Genomic DNA, 19,481 nt, shown 5'->3' with positions numbered 1-19,481 from the left:
ATCTTCAGTAGGGGTGGATTGGCATGAAGGCCCGAGCCGGCAGCAAGGCCCGAGCGATACGGGGAACGGGCACCGTGGCGGCGGCCGTCGCCCTGACGGTCGCCGCCACGGCGTGTTCGGCGCCCGGCGACGGCGACGACGGCGCGAAGGACTCGGCGGTCGTCGGCATCGCGTACGAACCGGACAGTCTGAGCCCGCTGCTCGGCTACGGCAAGGACGGCAACTCGAAGATCTTCGACGGGCTGCTCACCCGCGACGCCGACATGAACCTGCGGCCCGCGCTCGCCGCCGAGCTGCCCGAGGTGAGCAAGGACGGCCGCACCTACACCTACAAGCTGCGCGAGGGCGTCGAGTTCAGCGACGGCAAGCCGTTCACTGCCAAGGACGTCGTCTTCACCTACGAGACCATCCTCGACAAGAAGACCAACAACGCCTCGCGCACCGAACTCGACGCCCTGAAGAGCGTCGAGGCCGACGGCGACGACACCGTGGTCTTCCGGCTCGCCTACCCCTACGCGCCGTTCGCCGAGCGCACCGTGCTGCCCATCGCGCCCGAGCACATAGCGGGCAGGCAGGACGTCAACACCGGGCCGTTCACCACCAAGCCCGTCGGCACAGGCCCTTACCAGCTCGTCAACTGGTCCAAGGGCGAGAAGCTGGTCTTCAAGGCCAACCCGAAGTACTGGGGCGGCGCGCCGGACATCAAGAACTTCACCATGGCGATCATCAAGGACGACGACATCCGCGCCACCCGGCTGCGCTCCGGCGACCTCGACGCCGCGATCCTGCCGCCCGCGCTCGCCGGCACCTTCGCCAAGGACGACAACCGCAAGACGTACGCGGCGACCACCTTCGACTACCGCGTCGTCACCCTCCCCACCGGCAACAGGACCACCGGGGACACGGCCGTGCGGCGCGCCCTCGACCTCGCCGTGGACCGCGAGGCCATGGTCGCCTCGATCCTCAACGGCGCGGGCAAGGCCGCCTACGGCCCGGTCCCCACCGACAGCGAGTGGTTCACGCCCGGCACCGAACGCGCCCACGACCCGGAGCGCGCCAAGAAGATCCTCGACGGTGCGGGCTGGCGGCCCGGCAAGGACGGCATCCGCGAGAAGGACGGCGTCCGCGCCGCCTTCCCCCTCTGGTACGTCTCCGGCGACAAGCTCCGCCAGGACCACGCCCTCGCCTACGCGTCCGACGCCAAGAAGCTCGGCATCGAGATCAAGGTCCAGGCGGGCACCTGGGAGGTCATCGAACCGCGCATGCCGAAGGACGCGGTCCTCGCGGGCGGCGGCTCACCGGCCGACCCCGACTTCGACCAGTACACGCTCCTCAAGTCCGACCTCGCGGGCGACGGCTTCAACAACATGGCCTGGTACGACAACCCGGCGGTCGACCGCGCGCTCGACGACGCCCGCCGCACCGCCGACAAGGCCGCACGGAAGGCCGCGTACGACACCGTGCAGCGCGAGCTGGTGAAGAACCCCGGCTACACCTTCCTCACCCACATCGACCACCTCTATGTGACCGACAAGCGGTTCGGCTCGCTCACCACGCAGGTCGAGCCGCACGACCACGGGCTCGCGTCCGGTCCCTGGTGGAACATCGAGCACTGGCAGCCGAAGCCGTGAACTCCCGTGTCCGTGGGCTCCCCTGGGGGCCCATGGGCCGCCTCGCGGGACGGCGGGCCCTGTTCGCCGTGCCCGTCCTGGCGGCTGTCACCTTCGGCGTGTTCGCCATCGCCGCCGTGTCCCCCTTCGACCCCGTGAAGGCGTACGCCGGGACCGCGGGGCTCACCGCCTCGCAGGAGAACCTCGACGAACTGCGCGCCAACCTCGGCGTCGACCAGCCGCTCGTCGCCCGCTGGTGGGACTGGCTGACCTCGGCGGTCCGAGGCGACTTCGGGGACTCCAGCACCCTGCGACAGCCGGTCGCCGAGGTCATCGGCGAACGCGCCGGCTGGTCCGTGCTCCTGGCCGCCACCGCGTTCGCCGCCGCGATCCTGCTCGGCACCCTCCTCGGCGTGCTCGCCGCCCGCCGGCGCGGTGGCCTCGTCGACCGCGCCGTCAGCTCCCTCGCCTACACCCTGGAGGCGGCGCCCCCGTTCTGGCTGGGGCTCCTCGCCGTCTGGCTGTTCGCGCTCAAGCTCGGTGTCCTGCCCGCCGGCGGACTCACCGACACCGGCAGCGACACCGTCACGGCGGGACAGGTCGCCCGCCATCTGATCCTGCCCGCCGCCGTACTCGCGATCTCCCAACTGCCCTGGTTCGCGCTGTACGTCCGCCAAGGTGTCGGTGACGCCCTGGACGAGGACCCGGTGCGCGGCGCCCGCGCGCGCGGCCTCGCCGAACGCACCGTCCTCATCGGACACGCCCTGCGCTCCGGAATGCTGCCCGTGCTCACGCTCATCGGCTCCCGCGTGCCCGAACTCATCACCGGCGCCCTCCTGGTGGAGACCGTCTTCAGCTGGCCCGGCATCGCCGCCGCGACCGTCGAGGCGGCCACCGCCGTCGACTTCCCGCTGCTCGCCGCGCTCACCGTCCTCGCCACGGCCGCCGTCCTCGTCGGCAACCTGCTCGCCGACCTCCTGTACGGACTCGCCGACCCGAGGGTGGGCTTCGATGGCTGACACACTCCGCCCCACTCCCCGTCCGAGCCGCACTCCCCCTCCGATCCGTGTCCCGCGCACCCCGCGCGCGTGGCGCGTCGGCACCTCGGCCGTCATCGTGGCCGCCGTGCTCCTCGCCGTGCTGCTCGTGCCGCCACTCGCCGACCTCGACGAACAGGCCGTCCACCTCGCCGACAAGCTCCAACCACCGTCCTGGACCCACCCGTTCGGCACCGACGACGTGGGCCGCGACCTGCTCCTGCGCTGTGTGTACGGGCTGCGCGTGTCCCTCCTCGTCGGAGTGGTCGCCGCCGTCGTCGCCACCGTCATCGGCACCGCCGTCGGCGCGACGGCCGCGGCCTGCGGCGGCTGGGTCGACCGGCTCGTGATGCGACTGGTCGACGCGTTCGCCTCGGTGCCGCATCTGCTGCTCGGCATCTTCATCGTCGCGATGTTCCGGCCCGGCGTCTGGCCCGTCGTCGTCTCCGTCGCCCTCACGCACTGGCTGTCGACCGCCCGGATCGTCCGCGCCGAAGTCCTGTCCCTGCGCGCCCGGCCCTACGTCGACGCGGCGATCTCCGGTGGCGCGTCACGGTGGCGCGTCACCGTGCGCCATCTGCTGCCCGGAGTGCTGCCGCAGGCCGGACTCGCCGCCGTCCTCATGGTGCCGCACGCCATCTGGCACGAGTCCGCGCTGTCCTTCCTCGGCCTCGGCCTCCCCACCCACCAGGCCAGCCTCGGCGGCCTCGTCCAGTCCGCGCGCGGCTCCCTGCTCGCCGGCGACTGGTGGCCGACCCTCTTCCCCGGCCTCTTCATCATCGTGCCGACCCTCGCCATCGCGGGCCTCGCGGGCACCTGGCGGGAACGCCTCAACCCACGGCGCCGATCGGAGCTGATGCTGTGACCACCGCCTCCACCGACAGACCCACCGCCCCGGCGCCACCGGTCCTGTCCGTACGGGACCTCTCCGTACGGTTCCGGATGCGCGAGGGCGCCGTCGTGCGCGCCGTCACCGACGCCCGGTTCGACCTCGCGGCGGGGGAGTGCCTGGCCCTCGTCGGCGAGAGCGGCTGCGGCAAGTCCGTCCTCGCATCGGCCCTGCTCGGGCTGCTCCCGGGCAACGCCGAGGCCACCGGCTCCGCCCTCATCGGCGACGGCACCGACCTGCTCACCGCAGGCGAAGACACCTTGGCGCGTACGGTACGAGGGCGCCGCGTCGGCCTCGTACCGCAGAGCCCCGCCGCGCATCTCACCCCCGTACGCACCGTGCGGTCGCATCTCGCGGAGACACTGCGGGAGGTGGCGCGCGTCCCGAAGGCGGAGTTGCGGGACGCCGTCGGAGCGGCGGCGGCGCGGACCGCCTTCCCCGCCGACCACCTCGACCGCTACCCGCACGAACTCTCCGGCGGGCTCGCCCAGCGGGCCGCCACCGCGCTCGCCCTGGTCGGTGACGCCCCGCTGCTGCTCGCGGACGAACCCACCACCGGCCTCGACCGGGACCTGGTGGACCGCACCGTCGACGAACTGCGCCGCCACACCGGCGACCACCGCGCGCTGCTCCTCATCACCCATGACCTGTCGGCCGCCGCACGCATCGCCGACCGGGTCGCCGTGATGTACGCGGGCCGGATCGTGGAAATCGCCGACGCGCCCGCCTTCTTCGGCACGCCCGGCCCCCGGCACCCCTATGCGCGCGGCCTGCTGAACGCGCTGCCCGAGCGGGACTTCGTGCCGATACCGGGGATGCCGCCGGAGCTGTCGGCGCTGCCGGACGGCTGCGCCTTCGCCGCCCGCTGCACCCGCGCCACGGACATCTGCGAGACCCTGCCGGTCCTCAAGGACGTGGCCTGCCACCATCCCCTGGTGGCCCGTGAGGCGGCCGTGGCGTCGGAGGTGCCCGGTGCTTGAACTCCGCTCCCTCACCGCCGGATACGACCGCCGCGCCCCCGTCGTACGGAACGTCTCGCTGCGCGTCGGCGACGGCGAGTCGGTGGGGCTGCTCGGCCCCAGCGGCTGCGGCAAGTCCACGCTCGCCCGCGTCGCGGCGCTGCTGCACCGCCCCGACTCCGGCGACGTCGTCCTCGACGGCACCCCCGTCCTGGGCTGGCGCCACCGCGCGCCCCGCGCCCGGCGCACCGCCATCGGCGTCGTCTTCCAGCAGCCCCGCCTCTCCGCCGACCCGCGCCTGCGGCTCGCCGACCTCATCGCCGAACCTCTGCGCGCCACCGGCCGCTCCTCCGAAGTCGCCGACCGGGCAAGGGAGTTGGCGCACACCGTCGGCCTGGGCGAGGACCTGCTCGGCCGCCGGCCCCACGAGGTCAGCGACGGACAGCTGCAACGCGCCTGCCTGGCCCGCGCCCTCGTCCTGCGGCCCCGGCTGCTGATCTGCGACGAGATGACGGCCATGCTCGACGCCTCCACCACAGCCGCGCTGGTCGCCGTCGTCGAGGAGTACCGGAGCGCGACGGGCGCCGCCCTCCTCGCCGTCGGCCACGACCGCACCCTGCTGGAACGCTGGTGCGGGCGGACGGCGCACTGGGCGGAACTCACGGGCGAGAGCGGGAACGGGGGCGGTGCACTCGGGGCGGCGCGGTGAATCAAGGGTGGCGATCACGCCAACTCCTTGCCGCGGACGCCCCGATCGGCGGCCGGTGACCGCATACTCACTGGCGACCTGTACGGCACCCCCACGGGAGCAGAACATGGCCTTCACCACCCGCCGCGCCGCCCTCACCACCTTCGGCGCCGCACTCGCCGGAACCCTCGCCGCGCCCACCGCCTTCGCCCAGAGCAGCGGACAAGGACCCGGGCACGGACACGGACCCCGTCCGCTGCGCCGCGCGCACGCCCACAACGACTACGAGCACACCCGGCCCCTGTTCGACGCGCTCGACCACCGCTTCGGCAGCGTCGAGGCGGACATCTGGCTGGTCGACGGCGAACTCCTCGTCGCCCACGACGCGGTCGACCTCGACCCGGCCCGCACCCTCGAATCGCTCTACCTCGACCCGCTCGCCGCCCGCATACGAGCCCACCACGGCTCGGTGTACCGGGGCTCGCGCACCCCGCTGCAACTCCTCATCGACATCAAGACCGAAGGCGCGTCCACCTACCGCGAACTCGACCGGAGACTGCGCCCGTACCGGCACATCCTCACCGGCTACGTGAACAGCCGGGTACGCCAGGGAGCCGTCACCGCCGTGATCTCCGGCGACCGCGCCGCCCGCGCCCCGATGGAGGCGCAGCGCACCCGGTACGCCTTCTACGACGGCCGTCTCGCCGACCTGGGCACCGCGGCGCCCGCCTCCTTCGTGTCGCTGATCAGCGACAACTGGGGCAACAACTTCACCTGGCAGGGCACCGGGCCCTTCCCGGCCGCCGAGCGCGCCAAGCTGCACGGCATCGTCTCCGACGCCCACCGGCGCGGCCAGCAGGTCCGCTTCTGGGCCACGCCCGACCTCGCGGGACCGGCCCGCGACGCCCTCTGGTCCGAACTGCTCGCCGCCGACGTCGACTTCCTCAACACCGACGACCTGGCGGGCCTTGAGGCGTTCCTCGACACCCACGACAAGCGGTAGCCGACCGGGCCCCGCCCTCTCACATCCCGCCGGGGCCTCTGTCCTGGCGGACGGTCACACCCAGTCAACACACGTTCGGCGGACACGCCACTCGCCCGGACGAGCCCTCCGCTACGCCACACTTGCGGCCGAAAGCCACGGGTGCCGACGTGGCGGAGGAGGGTGACCGATGGCCATTTCCATCTCTGTGGTGCTGCTTCTGCTGATCCTCGCCGTGGTCTTCCTGCGCAACGGCGCACTCAAGATCTCGCACGCCCTGGTCTGCGTCCTGCTCGGCTTCTACCTCGCGAGTTCGAGCATGGCGCCGACCATCCACGAGGGCCTGACGACGACCACCGAAATCGTCAGCAGCCTGAAACCCTGAGGCGGGATGAGACCCGAAGCGGCGTCACGTCCCAATGAGTCTCAGGACTTGAGCGTCGCGTACACGATCAGGTTGTCCACCGGATGCCCCTGCGCGTCGAACGCGCCGTCGCACGTGACCAGCCGCAACTCGGGCCCCTCCGTCGCCCCGTAGACCTTCTTGGTCGGGAACGCCGTCTTGCTCACCGTCTCGGTCCCCACCACCGTGAAGTGCAGAGTCGCGCCCTTCTTGTTCCGTACGGCGATGTCCGCGCCCTTGGCGATGTTCTTCAGGTCGTGGAAGACGGCGCGTCCGTACCGGGTGTCGTTGTGGCCGATGATGACGGCGGGCCCGCGCTGACCGGGCTTGGCCCCGCCCGTGTACCAGCCCGCGGTCATGCCCTTCTCCGCCGGCGGCACCTCGACCGTGCCGTCCTTGTTGAGCCCCAGCGGCATCAGGGTGCTCGACACCTTGAGGGAGGGGATGGCGACATGGGCCGGGTCGGCCGCGGGGGGCGGGGACTCGGAGGTGCCCGACTCCTTCTCGCGCTCGGGCGCCGGCGGCGCGTCGGAAGTGGCGGACCCGCCGGACCCGTTGGAGCTGTCGGACCCGTTGGACCTATTGGATGCGGCGGATGTGTCGGCGGCGCTGGACGAACAGCCGGTGAGCAGCAGGAGCGCCGCCACTGCGGCACCCGCGAAGCGCCCTGCGGGGGCTGCGGTGAGAGGCGTGGGCATCGGTTCTCGGGATCTCCAGAAGACGTGGTGGCCGGTCGGGTGGCGCCGCCCGGCGCGGACGGCCCGGACGGCGCCACCCGGTCGGAACGTCAGCCGTTGCGGTGGGCGGCGGACGAGCGGCGGCGGATCACGAAGGTGCCGGCGCCCGCGAGGAGCGCGGCCCCCGCCGCCGTACCGGCGAGCGCTCCGGTGGCGGACCCGGTGTCGGCCGGACGCTCACCGGCGGCCACGCCGCCGCGCGGAGCGGTGACGGCCGGGGCGGGCGCCGCGGAGCGGTCCGTGGGGACGGAAGGACTGGCCGTCGGCGCCTTCGAGGGGGTCGCCTTCGACTGCTTGGCGTCCGTCGGCGCGTTCGACGGGGTCGCCTCCGGCCGTTCGGTGACCGTCGGGCTGGGCGAGTCCGTGGCGAAGGCCGCGGTGGACGGGACGAGCACGCCGCCGACCGTCGCGCTGAGCAGCGCGATGGTACGCAGGGACGGGCGGTGGGACATGACGGTGGCTCCATTCCAGCTGGGCAATGTGGGGCGCCCGCGACCGGCGTGAACCGCCGCCTCGGGCATGACCGCAAGGCTGGCGTGAAGTTATGAAGAACCTGTCAGATCGCTGTGGTCATCGCATCAGCCCCGGACCGCTCCCGCTCCCCGGATCCGTCGGCATCCCCGACCACGTCCCCGCCCGTGCCGGTCCCGTCGGCCGGGAGGCGCAGCGAGAACACCGAGCCCACGCCCACCTCGCTCGACACCCGCACGCTTCCCCCGTGCGCCTCGGTGAGTTTGCGGACGATCGCCAGCCCCAGACCGCTGCCTCCGGTCCGTCGGCTGCGGGACTTCTCGGCCCGCCAGAACCGGTCGAAGACATACGGGAGATCGGCCTCCGGAATGCCCACACCGGTGTCCCGCACCTCCACGACGACACCGGTCCTGTCCTGCTCACCGTCGCCTCCGGTGTCCCGTACCGCCCGCAGTGTGACCTCGCCGCCGGACGGCGTGTGCCGTACCGCGTTGGAGAGGAGGTTGCCGATCGCCTGCCGCAGCCGGACCGGGTCCGCCGTCAGGACGGGCAGGTCGTCGGCGGGCGGGACGGACACCGTGAGGGTGACCCCCGCCGTGTCCGCCTGGGCCTGGTGCGCCGCCGCGACCTGTCCGACGAGGTCGTCGACGCGTACCGGTTCGGGGTGCAGCCGCAGCGCTCCCGCGTCGGCCTCGGCCAGGTCCTGCAAGTCGTCGATGATGTGCTGGAGTTGGACGGCCTCTTCCAGGAGCGAGGACACGAACGGGCCGTCCGGTTCGGCGATGCCGTCCTGCGACGCCTCCAGCCAGCCCCGGATGTTGCTCAGCGGCGTGCGCAGCTCGTGTGCGACATCGCTGACCATCACCTTCCGCTGCCGCTCCAGGCGGGCGCGGTGCTCGGCCATGTCGTTGAAGGCGGCGGCGAGTCGCCCGATCTCGTTGTCCGCGGCCACCGCCACCGGCACGGTGTCCTGGGTGTCCAGGCCGTCCTTCATCCGCTGCGCCGCACCCGTCAGCGCTTGCAGCGGCCGGACCAGCCGCCTGCCCGCCAGCACCGACGCACCGACCGTGAGGGCGAGCACCAGGGCGGTGGCGCCCGCGATCTGGGCGGCGTAGCCGGGGGACAGGTCGAAGCCGGGCACGGTGGCGCCGCCCGGATCCGCGATGAACAGCAGTGCGGGCGCGGCCACATAGGTGCTGAGCTGTTCCCGGCGGGCGGTGCCGACACAGGACGCCACGGCCGAACCGTCGGCCTCGGAGCGCACCTCATAGGCCGCGCCCGGCGTCGACCAGGTCAGGTCCAGGTTGAGCTTGATGTCCTCATGGTTTCCGCGCGCCAGACAGAGGTTCGTCAGATGGGTGAGCGCGGTCAGCGCCTTGGCCTCGGTCCGGGTCGGCTTGTCGGCGTCCGCCACCGCGCACTGGTAGGCGAGGGACTGGACCGCCTCCGACACCCGGGGGGAGTCGTCGGCGGTCCGCAGTCTGGGGCGCCCGTTCGGGGCGGCGACGACGTCCACCGCCACGCCGTTGCCCCTCAGACACTCCGCCTCCCGCTTCGCGACCAGGCCCAGAGCTTTCCGCTCCGCCGCAGGCAACTTGAAGGGGCCCACGGCACGCGGGTCGATACGGTCGGTCGAGGTGACCGGTGCGTCGGCGGGCGGTGTGCCCGGTGCGTCGGAGGGCGGCGTGGTGGGGCTGTTCCGGATATCGGGGGTCTCTGCGGGGGCGGCCGGCCCACGGGAGCCGGGGACCGAGGCCGGCGGGGCGCTCGCCACCGGCTGCGGCGCCACTGTCGGTGTCGCCGACTTGAACGCCCCGGCCGCCCAGGAGACGCCGGCCGGCGGATCGGAGAGTTCTGCGCCCGACGCGGACAGGGCCGTGTCCACGGACAGCGGGTCGACCACCGCCGAGACCCGGCGCGGCAGGGCGGACGGTGTCGCTTCGGCGCCGGAGTCCGCGAGCGGCCGGCGGTTCTGCGTGGTCACCGTGATCCGGCGCCCGGTCCGGTCCGCCAGCTTCTCGACGGTGCTCCCGACGTCGTCCCAGTCCGGATGCGTGGCCGCGTACCCGAGCAGGGTCGTGTAGATGTGCGTGTCGTCGGCGAGGTTCTGCCCCTGTTCCTGCCGGATCGCCCCGGACGTGGTCTGCGCCGCGATCCAGGCCGTCGCCGCCACCGAGCAGGCCGCGGCGGTCGCCGACACGGCGAGGAACCGGCCCAGCAGGCTCTTGCGCAACGGGAGGCGGGAGCCGGAGCGGCCGTCCGCGTCACCGCGACGCATCGCGCCCGCCCCGCGCCGGAAGCCTTGCCAACCGCGCCCGGTCCGGATCCGTCAGCTTGTAGCCGACCCCGAACACCGTGAGCAGCCGCACCGGACTGCGCGGCGCGGGCTCCACCTTCTTCCGCAGATTCATGATGTGGACGTCGACGGTCCGCCCGCTGATGTACCGGTCGAATCCGTGCAACTCCTCCAGGAGCCGCTGCCGCGTGAACACGCGGTCCGGTTCGGCGGCCATCGCGGCGAGGATCCGGAACTCACCGGGCGTGCAGTCGACGGGCTCCCCGCCGAGGCGCACCTCGTGCCGGTCGGGGTCCACGACGAGCGCCCCCACGGTCATCTCGGACGGTGCCGCCGGCTCCGCGGGCTCGGGGGTCCGGCCCGTCCGCCGGGTCCGCCGCAGCAGCGTCCGTACGCGCGCCATCAGCTCGCGGGGACTGTACGGCTTCGTCATGTAGTCGTCGGCGCCCAGATCGAGCCCGAGCAGCAGATCGTCCTCCGTGCTGCGGGCCGTCAGCATCAGGACGGGCAGCTCCCGTTCCTCGGCCCGCAGCACCCGGACCACGTCCAGACCGTCGGCCCGGGGCATCATCACATCGAGCACGAGCAGGTCCGGCTCTCTCTGCCGGACCTGCTCCAGAACGGCGAGCCCGTCCCGTACCACCGCGACGGAGTGCCCCTCGCGTTCCAGATAGCGACGGACCAGCTCGGCCTGTTTGTCGTCGTCCTCGGCCACCATGACGTATGCGCACACGCGGTCGATCGTAGGCGAGTGCCGTGATGGTGCGGTACGACGATCCGTTCGGTCGGTGTTCTGCCGGGGCGCCGGGAGATCAGCTCTGGGAGAAGACCCCGATGCCGTTCGCCACGGCTCGTTCCGTGCCGTCGCTCGGATGGTTGCGTACCGACACGGTGGCCGCACCCTGTGCGCGCGCCGCCAGCGTCGACGAGCCGCCGCCGTCCAGGTTGAACGCGTCCTGCGACCCCAACCCCCGCATGACGTCGGCGACTTCGGCGACGCTCAACCCGGTGCGGGACGAAGGGGCGCCGTCCAGCGCGAGCAGCAGCAGCCGCCGTCCGCCGTCGGCGATGCCCGCCGCCGTCCGCACGGCCGACGTCCGCGCGTCCAGACCCGGCAGCGGCACCCCGCCCCGCAGCACCGGAAAGCCACCGATCGCGAAGCGGTACGCGACCCGGGAACCGGCAGCGACCAGTTGGTGCCGGACCTGCACCTTGTCGCCCGGCGACAGCTTCCGCAACTGCTGGGCGCCCGCCTCACGGCCCACGAGCACCGTCGTACCGGCCGGAACCGCGCCGCTGCCCGGTGTGTCGGAAGACGCGACCACCTTTCCGTCGCGCACGGTCACCTCGTGCGTGTCGGTACTGCACGGCGCCGCCCGGTCGGTGTCCGTACCGCACGTGGCGCGCACGCGCGACACGCTGCCCCAGTCCTTGGTGAACGCGCCCACCGAACCCACCGGCAGCGCGTACTGGTTGAGCCCGCGCAGCGGCAGCCGAGTGGTGGGCGTGGTGACCGAGCCGTCCAGCGCGATCCGGTCGAGGCGGGCGCGGCCGTCGACACCGACACCGAGGACGTCCTCGGTGGTCGTGCCCGGCGGCAGGGCGGGGCCGAAGCGCTGCCCGTTCGGGACCGCGGCCTTCAGGGCGCGCCCCGAGCCGATCGCGGGCCCGACGGCCGCGCCGGTCGCCGCCACGCCGGGGTGCTGGGCCTCGCTGACGTTGAAGAAGTCGCCGTTGACACCCGCGACCGCCCCCGCCGAGTCGGCGAGCGAGGAGATCGTGGCGCGCGCGCCCACGGCCGGGGGCCGCAGCAGATCCACCTTCACGCGCCGGTCGCGCAGGTCGACGGTCAGCAGATGCGCGTGGGTCGGTCCCTTCGCCGCCGCGATGTCGAACTCGCGGTACGTCACCCCGGGAGCGACCCGCACCCCCGGCGGCCCGGCCTGACGCTCCAGACCGGTGGCGGGCGCCGCCCCCGTCAGCGTCGCACCGGCCAGCGCGCCGGACACCCCCAGTACGGTCAGTGCCGCTCTGAGCTGTCCGCGTCCCACCCGTGCCCGTCGTCGTGGCGCCCGTCCCTCCGACGCCCGTTCTGTCGGTGTCCCCGACGCCAGTGTCCGTCTGCGTACCGCCGCACCTGCCACCACAGGGCCCGCCCTCTCCGCTCCGGCCGGCTGCCGCCGCCCGCCCCGCCGATGGTCAACCGGCAGCGGAAGGCGCGCAGTTCAGAAGGAGAGAGTCCATCAGACGGAGGTGGCCGTGGCAGTGGCTACGTGCCGACAAGCCGGGAACGGATCAGAAAACGTACCCCTTCGGGTGCTTCAAGCGAGAAACCGCTGCCGCGGCCCTCGACGACGTCGACGATCAGCCGGGTGTGGCTCCACACCGCGTACTGGCTCTTCGACATCCAGAACGTGACGGGTTCCGCCACGCCGTCCACGGCCAGCTCCGCGAGGAGCACGTCGGAGGCGCCCGTGCGGAACTCGCCCTCGGGGTAGCACATCGGCGCGCTGCCGTCGCAGCAGCCGCCGGACTGGTGGAACATCAGCGGCCCGTGGGCCTCGCGCAGCCGGCGCAGCAACTCGGCCGCCGCCGGGGTCAGCTCCACCTTCGCGGCACCGCTGTCCCGGTCCGTGGTCTCGTGACGGTCCATGGGAACCAGTCGAGCACGCGTCAGGTTGCGAGAAGGTTGCAGCGGGCGGTGGGTGAGGAGCGTGGTGGGCGATCGTCAGCAGATACGCGGCAGTTGCTCGCCGAGCGGCATGTCCACCACCCGCGTACCGCCGAGCCCGGTGGCCGCGACCACCATGCCCGGATGGTCGGGGACACAGTGGCCGATCCGCACCGACTCCTTGCCCAGCGGGTGGGCACGCATCGCTTCCAGAACCGCGTCGGCGTGCTCCGGCGGGACGAAGGCGACCAACTTGCCCTCGTTCGCGACATAGAGCGGGTCGAGCCCGAGGAAGGCGCAGGCGTTCGCGACGGTGTCCGGGACGGGCAGGGCGCGCTCGTCCAGGGTGATGCCCACACCGGCAGCCGAAGCGATCTCGTTGAGCGAGGTCGCCAGGCCGCCACGGGTGGGGTCGCGCAGTACGTGGATGCCGGGGTGCGCGGCGAGCATGTCGGCGACCAGACCCGCCAGCGACGCGGTGTCGCTCTGGATCTCGACCCCGAACTCCAGCCCCTCACGCACGCTCATGATCGCCACGCCGTGCACCCCGATCGGGCCGCTGACCAGCACCACGTCACCGGGCGCCGCGCGCTGCGGGCGGAGGTCGATCCCGTCCGGGATCAGGCCGATCCCGGCGGTGTTGATGAAGATTCCGTCACCGTGTCCCGCGTCGACGACCTTGGTGTCGCCGGTCGCCACCACCACGCCGGCCGTCCGCGCCGCAGCGCCCAGGGCCTCGGCGACCCGCCCCACGACGGCCAGTTCGACGCCCTCCTCCAGGATGAAACCGCAGGACAGGTACGAGGGCACGGCCCCCACCATCGCCAGGTCGTTGACGGTGCCGTTGACGGCGAGGTCACCGATGCTGCCGCCCGGGAAGAACAGGGGACGTACGACGAAGGAGTCGGTCGAGAACGCCAGCCGGGCGCCGCCCAGGGTGAGATGGGCCGAGTCGCCCAGCTCGGCGAGGACGTCGCTGCCGAAGGCCGGGGCGAACAGATGCTCCACCAGCTCGGCGGAGAGCGTGCCGCCACCGCCGTGCCCCATCACGATCCTGTCGTGGTCGCGCAGCGGCGCGGGGCAGGTCCAACTGGAGAAGTCGACGGGGGCCGAAGCGGGGGCCGAAGCGGTGTCAGCCAACGGAACTCGCCTCCTTGTTCGGTGCCTCCAGACGCCGGTACAGGTAGTACGCGGCGCACGCGCCCTCGCTGGACACCATCGTGGCGCCGAGCGGATTGCGCGGGGTGCACTCCTTGCCGAAGGCGGCGCACTCATGCGGCTTGATGAGGCCCTGCAACACCTCACCACTGCGGCAGACCGTCGACTCCTGGGTGTCGATGCCGGTCACCGAGAAGCGGTACTCCGCGTCGTACTCGCGGTACTTGGGGGAGAGCCGCCAGCCGCTCTGCGGGATCATGCCGATGCCGCGCCAGGCCCGGTCGGTCGTCTCGAAGACGTCCGCCAGCATGGCGCGGGCCGCGGGGCTTCCGTCGGCCTGGACCGCGCGCGGGTACGCGTTCTCCAGCGTGTGCTCCCCGGCCTCCAACTGCCGTACCGCCCGGCGGATGCCCTCCAGGATGTCCAGCGGTTCGAAGCCGGTCACGACGATCGGGACCCGGTGCCGCTCGGCCAGTTCGGGGTACTCGTTGGTGCCCATCACCGTGCAGACATGGCCCGCGGCGAGGAACGCCTGCACCCGGCAGTCCGGCGAGTTCATGATCGCGTCGATCGCCGGGGGCACCCGGACGTGCGAGACCAGGAGGCTGAAGTTGGAGATGCCGAGCTTCTTCGCCTGGTACACGGTCATCGCGTTCGGCGGCGCCGTGGTCTCGAAGCCGATACCGAAGAAGACGACCTGACGCTCGGGGTTCTGCTGCGCGATCCGCAGGGCGTCCAGCGGCGAGTACACGACCCGTACGTCCGCGCCCTCGCTCTTGACCTTGAACAGATCGCGCCCGCTGCCGGGCACGCGCAGCATGTCGCCGAAGGAGCAGAAGATCACGTCGGGCCGTGACGCGATGTCGAGGGCCTTGTCGATGATCTCCAGCGGGGTCACACAGACCGGGCAGCCCGGCCCGTGGATCAGCTGGATCTCGTCGGGCAGCAGCTGGTCGATGCCGTGCCGGATGATCGAGTGGGTCTGACCGCCGCACACCTCCATCAGCGACCAGGGCTGTGTGGTGACGGCCCGGATGTCGTCGAAGAGCCGCTTGGCGAGTGCCGGATCACTGAACTCGTCGAGATACTTCATGAGCGCGCCTCCTTGTCCCCCGGGAGCCCGGTTCCTGCGGGGCGTTCGGCGCCCGCGTCCCTGGCGGCCCTGGACCAGGCGTCCCCGAACTCCTCCTCCAGGACGCCCAGGTTCTCGAACAGCTCCAGGGTCTGTTTCGCGGACTCCTCGTCCAGCCGCTGCAAGGCGAACCCGACATGGACGATCGCGTAGTCCCCGACCCGCATGTCCGGTACGTACTCCAGACACACGTCCTTGACGACGCCACCGAAGTCCACCTTGGCCATCCGCGTCGCGTCACGTTCCTCGATCTCCAGCACTCGGCCGGGTACGGCCAGACACATGGCTCGCTCCTCGCTCACCCCGTGGACAGGGAATCGGTGGCTCGGGACGCGGTGTCCCGCGCGGCGACGGCCAGCTGCCCGAGGGCCAGCCCGCCGTCGTTCGGCGGCACCCTGCGGTGGCGCAGCACGGTGAAGCCGTCGCCTTCGAGGACGGCGGTGCAGCCCTCGGTCAGCAGCGCGTTGCAGAACACCCCGCCGCTCAGGGCCACCGTCGTGAGGCCGGTACGGTTCCGTGCCACCGCGCACACCTCCTGGACCAGGGCGATCACGGCCCCGTGGAACCTGCGGGCCACGACCCCGGCCGGAACACCCGCCCGGACGTCCGCGACGGCGGCGGCCAGGACCGGCGCCGGATCGGCGATCAGGGGCGCGGAATCGTCCCTCGGTGGCGCCGCGGAACCCTGGGGCTCCGCTCCCAGGATGAACCCGTACGCACCGTTCCGCGCGTCGTCACCGACCGGTCCCGGCGCCTCGGACAGGGCCGCGTTCTCCAGCTCCATCGCGGCCTGCGCCTCGTACTCCACGCGGTGGCAGACGCCCGCCAGGGACGACACCGCGTCGAACAGGCGGCCCATGCTGGACGTCGGCACGCACGCGAGCCCGCGCTCCAGCTGGCGCCGCAGCAGCCGCCGCTCCTCCGGTGTGGCGGCGGCGGTGCACGGCAGGTCGTCCGACCAGGGCAGGCCCGCGGCGCCGAGGTGGGAGAGGGCCATCCGGTACGGGTTGCGGACGGCCGCGTCACCGCCCGGCAGCGGCACCGGCCGCAGATGGGCGAACCTGCGGTATCCGTCGTAGTCGGCGATCAGCACCTCACCGCCCCAGACGGTCCCGTCGTCGCCGTATCCCGTCCCGTCGAAGGCCACGCCGATCACCGGCGCCGAGCCGTCCAGACCGTGTTCCGCCATGGCCGACGCGACATGGGCGTGATGGTGCTGGACCTGCCGCAGCGGCAGCCCGCGGGCCTCGGCGGTCCTGCGGGCCCACTGGGTGGAGCGGTAACCGGGGTGCCGGTCGGCGATCAGCAGCCCGGGATCGACCGAGGTGAGGTCCGTCAGATGCGCGGTGGCCTTCTCGAACGCGGTCAGCGTGGCGAGGTCGTCCATGTCCCCGACGTGCGCGGACAGCCACGCGTAGCGGCCGTCGCCGACACAGAACGTGTTCTTCAGATCGCCGCCGACGGCGAGCGCCGGGACCACGGGCACCGGCAGCGCGACCGGGAAGGGCGCGTACCCGCGCGAGCGGCGCACCGGCAGCTCGGCGCCCGCGCAGATCCGTACCACCGAGTCGTCGCACGGCACGTGGATGGGCCGGTCGTGGACGAGCCACGCGTCCGCCAGCCCTTCGAGCCGGGTCAGCGCATCGGCGTCGTCGGTGACGATGGGCTCACCCGAGCGGTTGCCGCTGGTCATGACCAGGACGGCAGGGCCCGGCGGATCCCCGTCCAGCCCGAGCAGCAGCCGGTGCAGCGGGGTGTACGGCAGCATCACACCGAGATCGGGGCTGCCCGGCGCGACACCCGGGGCCACCTCGGGAGCCGAAGCGGCCCGCCGCCGCAGCAGGACGACCGGCTTACGGGGGCCGAGCAGCAGCTCCCGCTCCGCATCTCCGACCACGGCGACCCGCTCCACCGTCTCCAGCCCGTCGGCCAGCACCGCGAAGGGCTTGCCGCCCCGGTTCTTGCGCTTGCGCAGGGTCCGTACCGCCGTCGGGTCGCCCGCGTCGCAGGCCAGGTGGTAGCCGCCGATGCCCTTCACCGCGACGACGGCCCCTTCGGCGAGCATCCGCCGGGCCAGCGCCAGGGCCTCCGCGTCCCGGGGAGCCTCGGCTCCGTGCGGGACGGTGCGCAGGGTGAGGCGGGGGCCGCAGTGCGGGCAGGCGACCGGCTGCGCGTGGAAGCGCCGGTCCGCCGGGTCCGTGTACTCACGGGCGCAGTCCGGGCACATCGGGAAGCCGGCCATCGTGGTGCGGTCCCGGTCGTACGGCAGCGAGGTCACGATGGTGAACCGGGGGCCGCAGTGCGTGCACGTGATGAACGGGTGCCGGAAGCGCCGGTCCGCCGGGTCCGCCAGCTCGCCCAGACAGGCCGCGCAGGTCGCCGTGTCCGGCGACACCAGGGTGCGTCCCGGGCCGCCCGACGAGGGCCGGATGGTGAACCCCGAACCGTCGTTCTCCAGCGGCACACCGCGCTCCTCGACGGACTCCACGACGGCGAGCGGCGGCGCCCGGGTCCCGATCCGCGCGCAGAACTCCGCCACGGCCCGCGCCGGGCCCTCGACCTCGGCCTCGACCCCCTGGGCGTTGTTGGTGACCCAGCCGGTCAGACCGAACTCCTCGGCGAGGGTGTAGACGAAGGGCCGGAAGCCGACGCCCTGGACCACGCCCCGCACGGTGACGTGCCGGCGCGCGCGGTCCGCGGCCCCGGTCATGACGTCCGTGGCCCCGGTCATGACACGGCGTCCCGGTGATGGGCGCCCTGGTCGCGGACGGGCACCCGCTCGTGGTCGTGCGTATGCCCCTCGGCGTGCTCATGGCTGTGCAGATACCGTTCGTGCTCCTGCGCCAGGACGGGCGTGTGCGGCTCCGCTCCGTCCGCGCACCGCATGAGGTGGGCGAGCAGCGCGTCCACACCGTCCCCGGTGCGGGCGGACGTCTCCAGGACCGGCACACCCGGGTTGACCTGCCGGACCCCGCGCAGGAACTCCTCGCGCGCGAAGCCCACGGCGTCCGCGAGGTCGGTCTTGGTGATCACGACGACCTGCGCGAGACCGAAGGCCGTCGGATACTTCACCGGCTTGTCCTCACCCTCGGTCACCGACGCGAGCGCGATCCGCACGGTCTCGCCGAGGTCGTAGGAGGCCGGGCAGACGAGATTGCCGACGTTCTCCACGAACAGCAGCCGGGTGCCCTCGGGCAGCCAGCCCTCCAGCCGCCGCTGGAGCATCCCCGCCTCCAGATGGCAGAGCCCGTCCGTGAGGATCTGCCGGACCGGGGCGCCGGAGCGGGCCAGCCGCATGGCGTCGTTCTCGGTGGCCAGGTCGGCCGTGACGGCCGCGGCGGGCGTCCCGGCCGCGACCGCCCTGGTCAGCAGCTGTTCGAGCAGGGCCGTCTTGCCGCTGCCGGGGCTGGACAGCAGATTCACGGCCACCGTGCCGCGCGCGGCCAGATAGCGGCGCAGGGCGAGTGCGTGCTCGTCGTTCTTGGCGAGGACGGCCTGATGGAGGTCAACCGTTCGGCACATGGCTCGTCTCCTCGTCGAGTACGACGCTGACGATGTCGAGTTCCCGGCCGGCCAGCAGGGTGAGGTTCGCGCCGCAGTCGGCGCACCAGAGGACCGGGGGCATTCCGGTCGGGACGTCCCGGCCGCAGCCGTCGCAGTGGGCCCGTCCCTCCACAGTCTCGATCAGCAGCCGCGCCCCCGCCAGCGCGGTGCCGTCCGCCGCCAAGTCGAAAGAGAAGTCCAGCGCCTCGGGCACCACCCCCGCCAGCTCGCCGATGCGCAGCGTCAGGGACGTGACCCGCCCGTCCGCGCCGACGGCCTCCTGGACCTGGTCGACGACGGCCATCGCGAGGGACAGCTCATGCACGCTGATCACCGCCCGGACGTGCGGGCGGGCCCAGGCTGGCTACGCTGGGAGAACCATGACTGGTCACGAGGTCGAGCGGCGCGCTCTGCTCAACCCGGTGCTGCTCCTGCTCCTCGCCGAGCGCCAAGGCCACGGGTACGAACTGGTGCAGCGGCTGGGCGCCTTCGGCTGCGCGGAGGCCGAGTCGGCCCATGTGTACCGGCTGCTGCGGGGGATGGAGAGCTGCGGCGAGGTCACCTCGCACTGGGACGCGTCGGACAGCGGCCCCGCGCGCCGCGTCTACGTGATCACGCAGCAGGGCGCGATGAACCTCGCCCTCTGGTTCGTGCGGCTGGGGGAGCTGCACGGCACCCTCCATCTCTTCCTTGAGCGGTATCTCCAGCTCGACGCCATCGGCGGCGGCGACGGATTCGGGCCCGACGCCGACCCCGGTGCCGCTCGCGGCCCCGCGTACCTCGATCACATGCGGCGCATGCGCAGATAGCGGCGTACGTCGGGCAGATTCCTGGCGACTCCGTAGGCCACGGCGAGGCCCGCGGCGACGCCGATCCAGGTCCATTCCATGCCTGCCTCCATCGGT

At 72.6% G+C, this 19,481-nt stretch carries 21 protein-coding genes; 8 read left to right on the top strand and 13 right to left on the bottom strand.

Annotated features, from left to right (window positions below):
* The first annotated feature begins 23 nt into the window (after positions 1-23).
* The 7 genes from ACIQNU_RS19700 (at position 24) to ACIQNU_RS19670 (ending at position 6,550) form a co-directional block, all read left to right on the top strand.
* On the top strand, positions 24-1,631 hold the full coding sequence (locus ACIQNU_RS19700; protein WP_401367752.1) for an ABC transporter substrate-binding protein: 1,608 nt from the start codon (positions 24-26) through the stop codon (positions 1,629-1,631).
* Positions 1,632-1,663: 32 nt separating this feature from the next.
* Positions 1,664-2,629, top strand: coding sequence for an ABC transporter permease (locus ACIQNU_RS19695; protein WP_401367749.1), 966 nt, complete (start codon positions 1,664-1,666; stop codon positions 2,627-2,629).
* On the top strand, positions 2,622-3,512 hold the full coding sequence (locus tag ACIQNU_RS19690; protein ID WP_401367747.1) for an ABC transporter permease: 891 nt from the start codon (positions 2,622-2,624) through the stop codon (positions 3,510-3,512). The genes ACIQNU_RS19695 and ACIQNU_RS19690 overlap by 8 nt, the downstream gene beginning before the upstream one ends.
* A 77-nt stretch (positions 3,513-3,589) precedes the next feature.
* Positions 3,590-4,516 carry an ABC transporter ATP-binding protein gene (locus ACIQNU_RS19685; RefSeq protein WP_401368079.1) on the top strand — a complete coding sequence of 309 codons (927 nt, stop codon included), beginning with the start codon at positions 3,590-3,592 and terminating at the stop codon, positions 4,514-4,516.
* Positions 4,509-5,204 carry an ABC transporter ATP-binding protein gene (locus ACIQNU_RS19680; RefSeq protein ID WP_401367745.1) on the top strand — a complete coding sequence of 232 codons (696 nt, stop codon included), beginning with the start codon at positions 4,509-4,511 and terminating at the stop codon, positions 5,202-5,204. Before ACIQNU_RS19685 ends, ACIQNU_RS19680 begins: the two co-directional genes overlap by 8 nt.
* A gap of 106 nt (positions 5,205-5,310) precedes the next feature.
* Positions 5,311-6,186, top strand: coding sequence for a phosphatidylinositol-specific phospholipase C/glycerophosphodiester phosphodiesterase family protein (locus ACIQNU_RS19675; protein WP_401367744.1), 876 nt, complete (start codon positions 5,311-5,313; stop codon positions 6,184-6,186).
* A gap of 169 nt (positions 6,187-6,355) precedes the next feature.
* The gene (locus ACIQNU_RS19670; RefSeq protein WP_401367741.1) at positions 6,356-6,550 is read left to right on the top strand and encodes a hypothetical protein; all 195 of its coding nucleotides are present in this window, start codon (positions 6,356-6,358) and stop codon (positions 6,548-6,550) included.
* Between the two features lie 41 nt (positions 6,551-6,591).
* On the opposite strand, the gene ACIQNU_RS19665 is transcribed toward ACIQNU_RS19670, so the two are convergent.
* From ACIQNU_RS19665 to ACIQNU_RS19610, 12 genes are all read right to left on the bottom strand, one after another.
* Positions 6,592-7,266 carry a class F sortase gene (locus tag ACIQNU_RS19665; protein ID WP_401367739.1) on the bottom strand — a complete coding sequence of 225 codons (675 nt, stop codon included), beginning with the start codon at positions 7,264-7,266 and terminating at the stop codon, positions 6,592-6,594.
* A gap of 89 nt (positions 7,267-7,355) precedes the next feature.
* Positions 7,356-7,757, bottom strand: a complete 402-nt coding sequence (locus ACIQNU_RS19660) for an LPXTG cell wall anchor domain-containing protein (protein WP_401367737.1) — start codon at positions 7,755-7,757, stop codon at positions 7,356-7,358.
* A 104-nt stretch (positions 7,758-7,861) separates the two neighbouring features.
* On the bottom strand, positions 7,862-10,054 hold the full coding sequence (locus ACIQNU_RS19655) for an ATP-binding protein (RefSeq protein WP_401367735.1): 2,193 nt from the start codon (positions 10,052-10,054) through the stop codon (positions 7,862-7,864).
* Positions 10,041-10,790 (bottom strand): response regulator transcription factor, encoded by a 750-nt coding sequence (locus tag ACIQNU_RS19650; RefSeq protein WP_401368077.1) that lies wholly within the window; start codon positions 10,788-10,790, stop codon positions 10,041-10,043. The genes ACIQNU_RS19655 and ACIQNU_RS19650 overlap by 14 nt, the downstream gene beginning before the upstream one ends.
* Before the next feature lie 94 nt (positions 10,791-10,884).
* Entirely contained in the window at positions 10,885-12,087 is a 1,203-nt protein-coding gene (locus ACIQNU_RS19645; RefSeq protein ID WP_401368074.1) for a phosphodiester glycosidase family protein, read from the bottom strand.
* A 254-nt stretch (positions 12,088-12,341) separates the two neighbouring features.
* Positions 12,342-12,725: a DUF779 domain-containing protein gene (locus tag ACIQNU_RS19640; RefSeq protein ID WP_401367734.1), complete on the bottom strand. Its 384-nt coding sequence runs from the start codon at positions 12,723-12,725 to the stop codon at positions 12,342-12,344.
* 75 nt (positions 12,726-12,800) lie between these two features.
* Positions 12,801-13,790, bottom strand: coding sequence for a hydrogenase expression/formation protein HypE (gene hypE / locus ACIQNU_RS19635; RefSeq protein WP_401368071.1), 990 nt, complete (start codon positions 13,788-13,790; stop codon positions 12,801-12,803).
* 85 nt (positions 13,791-13,875) lie between these two features.
* A complete protein-coding gene (gene hypD, locus ACIQNU_RS19630) occupies positions 13,876-14,994 on the bottom strand; it encodes a hydrogenase formation protein HypD (RefSeq protein WP_401367731.1) in 1,119 nt (372 codons plus the stop codon).
* Positions 14,991-15,317: a HypC/HybG/HupF family hydrogenase formation chaperone gene (locus tag ACIQNU_RS19625; protein ID WP_401367728.1), complete on the bottom strand. Its 327-nt coding sequence runs from the start codon at positions 15,315-15,317 to the stop codon at positions 14,991-14,993. The genes hypD and ACIQNU_RS19625 overlap by 4 nt, the downstream gene beginning before the upstream one ends.
* A 14-nt stretch (positions 15,318-15,331) precedes the next feature.
* Positions 15,332-17,764 (bottom strand): carbamoyltransferase HypF, encoded by a 2,433-nt coding sequence (hypF, locus tag ACIQNU_RS19620; RefSeq protein ID WP_401367726.1) that lies wholly within the window; start codon positions 17,762-17,764, stop codon positions 15,332-15,334.
* Positions 17,761-18,555: a hydrogenase nickel incorporation protein HypB gene (gene hypB / locus ACIQNU_RS19615; protein WP_401367723.1), complete on the bottom strand. Its 795-nt coding sequence runs from the start codon at positions 18,553-18,555 to the stop codon at positions 17,761-17,763. The genes hypF and hypB overlap by 4 nt, the downstream gene beginning before the upstream one ends.
* Entirely contained in the window at positions 18,539-18,901 is a 363-nt protein-coding gene (locus ACIQNU_RS19610) for a hydrogenase maturation nickel metallochaperone HypA (RefSeq protein ID WP_401367720.1), read from the bottom strand. The genes hypB and ACIQNU_RS19610 overlap by 17 nt, the downstream gene beginning before the upstream one ends.
* Positions 18,902-18,956: 55 nt before the next feature.
* Here ACIQNU_RS19610 and ACIQNU_RS19605 point away from each other — a divergent pair, with 55 nt between their 5' ends.
* Positions 18,957-19,385, top strand: a complete 429-nt coding sequence (locus ACIQNU_RS19605) for a helix-turn-helix transcriptional regulator (protein WP_401367717.1) — start codon at positions 18,957-18,959, stop codon at positions 19,383-19,385.
* Here the strand turns inward: ACIQNU_RS19605 and ACIQNU_RS19600 are convergent.
* Positions 19,361-19,465 carry a DUF6893 family small protein gene (locus ACIQNU_RS19600; RefSeq protein WP_401367715.1) on the bottom strand — a complete coding sequence of 35 codons (105 nt, stop codon included), beginning with the start codon at positions 19,463-19,465 and terminating at the stop codon, positions 19,361-19,363. The genes ACIQNU_RS19605 and ACIQNU_RS19600 overlap by 25 nt on opposite strands.
* Positions 19,466-19,481: the final 16 nt, after the last annotated feature.

Source organism: Streptomyces sp. NPDC091292 (genome assembly GCF_044757265.1).
Classification (GTDB): Bacteria; Actinomycetota; Actinomycetes; order Streptomycetales; family Streptomycetaceae; genus Streptomyces.
Note: the sequence above shows the minus strand (reverse complement) of the source record. Positions and strands in the feature narration are given on the sequence as shown.

What these genes read in the sequence shown, in the direction of transcription:
- ACIQNU_RS19670 (WP_401367741.1), top strand. Translation starts at nt 6,356, where the DNA reads ATGGCCATTTCCATCTCTGTGGTGCTGCTTCTGCTGATCCTCGCCGTG.
- ACIQNU_RS19665 (WP_401367739.1), bottom strand. Translation starts at nt 7,266, where the DNA reads ATGCCCACGCCTCTCACCGCAGCCCCCGCAGGGCGCTTCGCGGGTGCC.
- ACIQNU_RS19605 (WP_401367717.1), top strand. Translation starts at nt 18,957, where the DNA reads ATGACTGGTCACGAGGTCGAGCGGCGCGCTCTGCTCAACCCGGTGCTG.
- hypF (WP_401367726.1), bottom strand. Translation starts at nt 17,764, where the DNA reads ATGACCGGGGCCACGGACGTCATGACCGGGGCCGCGGACCGCGCGCGC.
- ACIQNU_RS19600 (WP_401367715.1), bottom strand. Translation starts at nt 19,465, where the DNA reads ATGGAATGGACCTGGATCGGCGTCGCCGCGGGCCTCGCCGTGGCCTAC.
- hypD (WP_401367731.1), bottom strand. Translation starts at nt 14,994, where the DNA reads ATGAAGTATCTCGACGAGTTCAGTGATCCGGCACTCGCCAAGCGGCTC.
- ACIQNU_RS19690 (WP_401367747.1), top strand. Translation starts at nt 2,622, where the DNA reads ATGGCTGACACACTCCGCCCCACTCCCCGTCCGAGCCGCACTCCCCCT.
- ACIQNU_RS19700 (WP_401367752.1), top strand. Translation starts at nt 24, where the DNA reads ATGAAGGCCCGAGCCGGCAGCAAGGCCCGAGCGATACGGGGAACGGGC.
- ACIQNU_RS19695 (WP_401367749.1), top strand. Translation starts at nt 1,664, where the DNA reads ATGGGCCGCCTCGCGGGACGGCGGGCCCTGTTCGCCGTGCCCGTCCTG.
- ACIQNU_RS19625 (WP_401367728.1), bottom strand. Translation starts at nt 15,317, where the DNA reads ATGTGTCTGGCCGTACCCGGCCGAGTGCTGGAGATCGAGGAACGTGAC.
- ACIQNU_RS19660 (WP_401367737.1), bottom strand. Translation starts at nt 7,757, where the DNA reads ATGTCCCACCGCCCGTCCCTGCGTACCATCGCGCTGCTCAGCGCGACG.
- ACIQNU_RS19650 (WP_401368077.1), bottom strand. Translation starts at nt 10,790, where the DNA reads ATGGTGGCCGAGGACGACGACAAACAGGCCGAGCTGGTCCGTCGCTAT.
- hypE (WP_401368071.1), bottom strand. Translation starts at nt 13,790, where the DNA reads ATGGGGCACGGCGGTGGCGGCACGCTCTCCGCCGAGCTGGTGGAGCAT.
- ACIQNU_RS19640 (WP_401367734.1), bottom strand. Translation starts at nt 12,725, where the DNA reads ATGGACCGTCACGAGACCACGGACCGGGACAGCGGTGCCGCGAAGGTG.
- ACIQNU_RS19675 (WP_401367744.1), top strand. Translation starts at nt 5,311, where the DNA reads ATGGCCTTCACCACCCGCCGCGCCGCCCTCACCACCTTCGGCGCCGCA.
- hypB (WP_401367723.1), bottom strand. Translation starts at nt 18,555, where the DNA reads ATGTGCCGAACGGTTGACCTCCATCAGGCCGTCCTCGCCAAGAACGAC.
- ACIQNU_RS19655 (WP_401367735.1), bottom strand. Translation starts at nt 10,054, where the DNA reads ATGCGTCGCGGTGACGCGGACGGCCGCTCCGGCTCCCGCCTCCCGTTG.
- ACIQNU_RS19685 (WP_401368079.1), top strand. Translation starts at nt 3,590, where the DNA reads ATGCGCGAGGGCGCCGTCGTGCGCGCCGTCACCGACGCCCGGTTCGAC.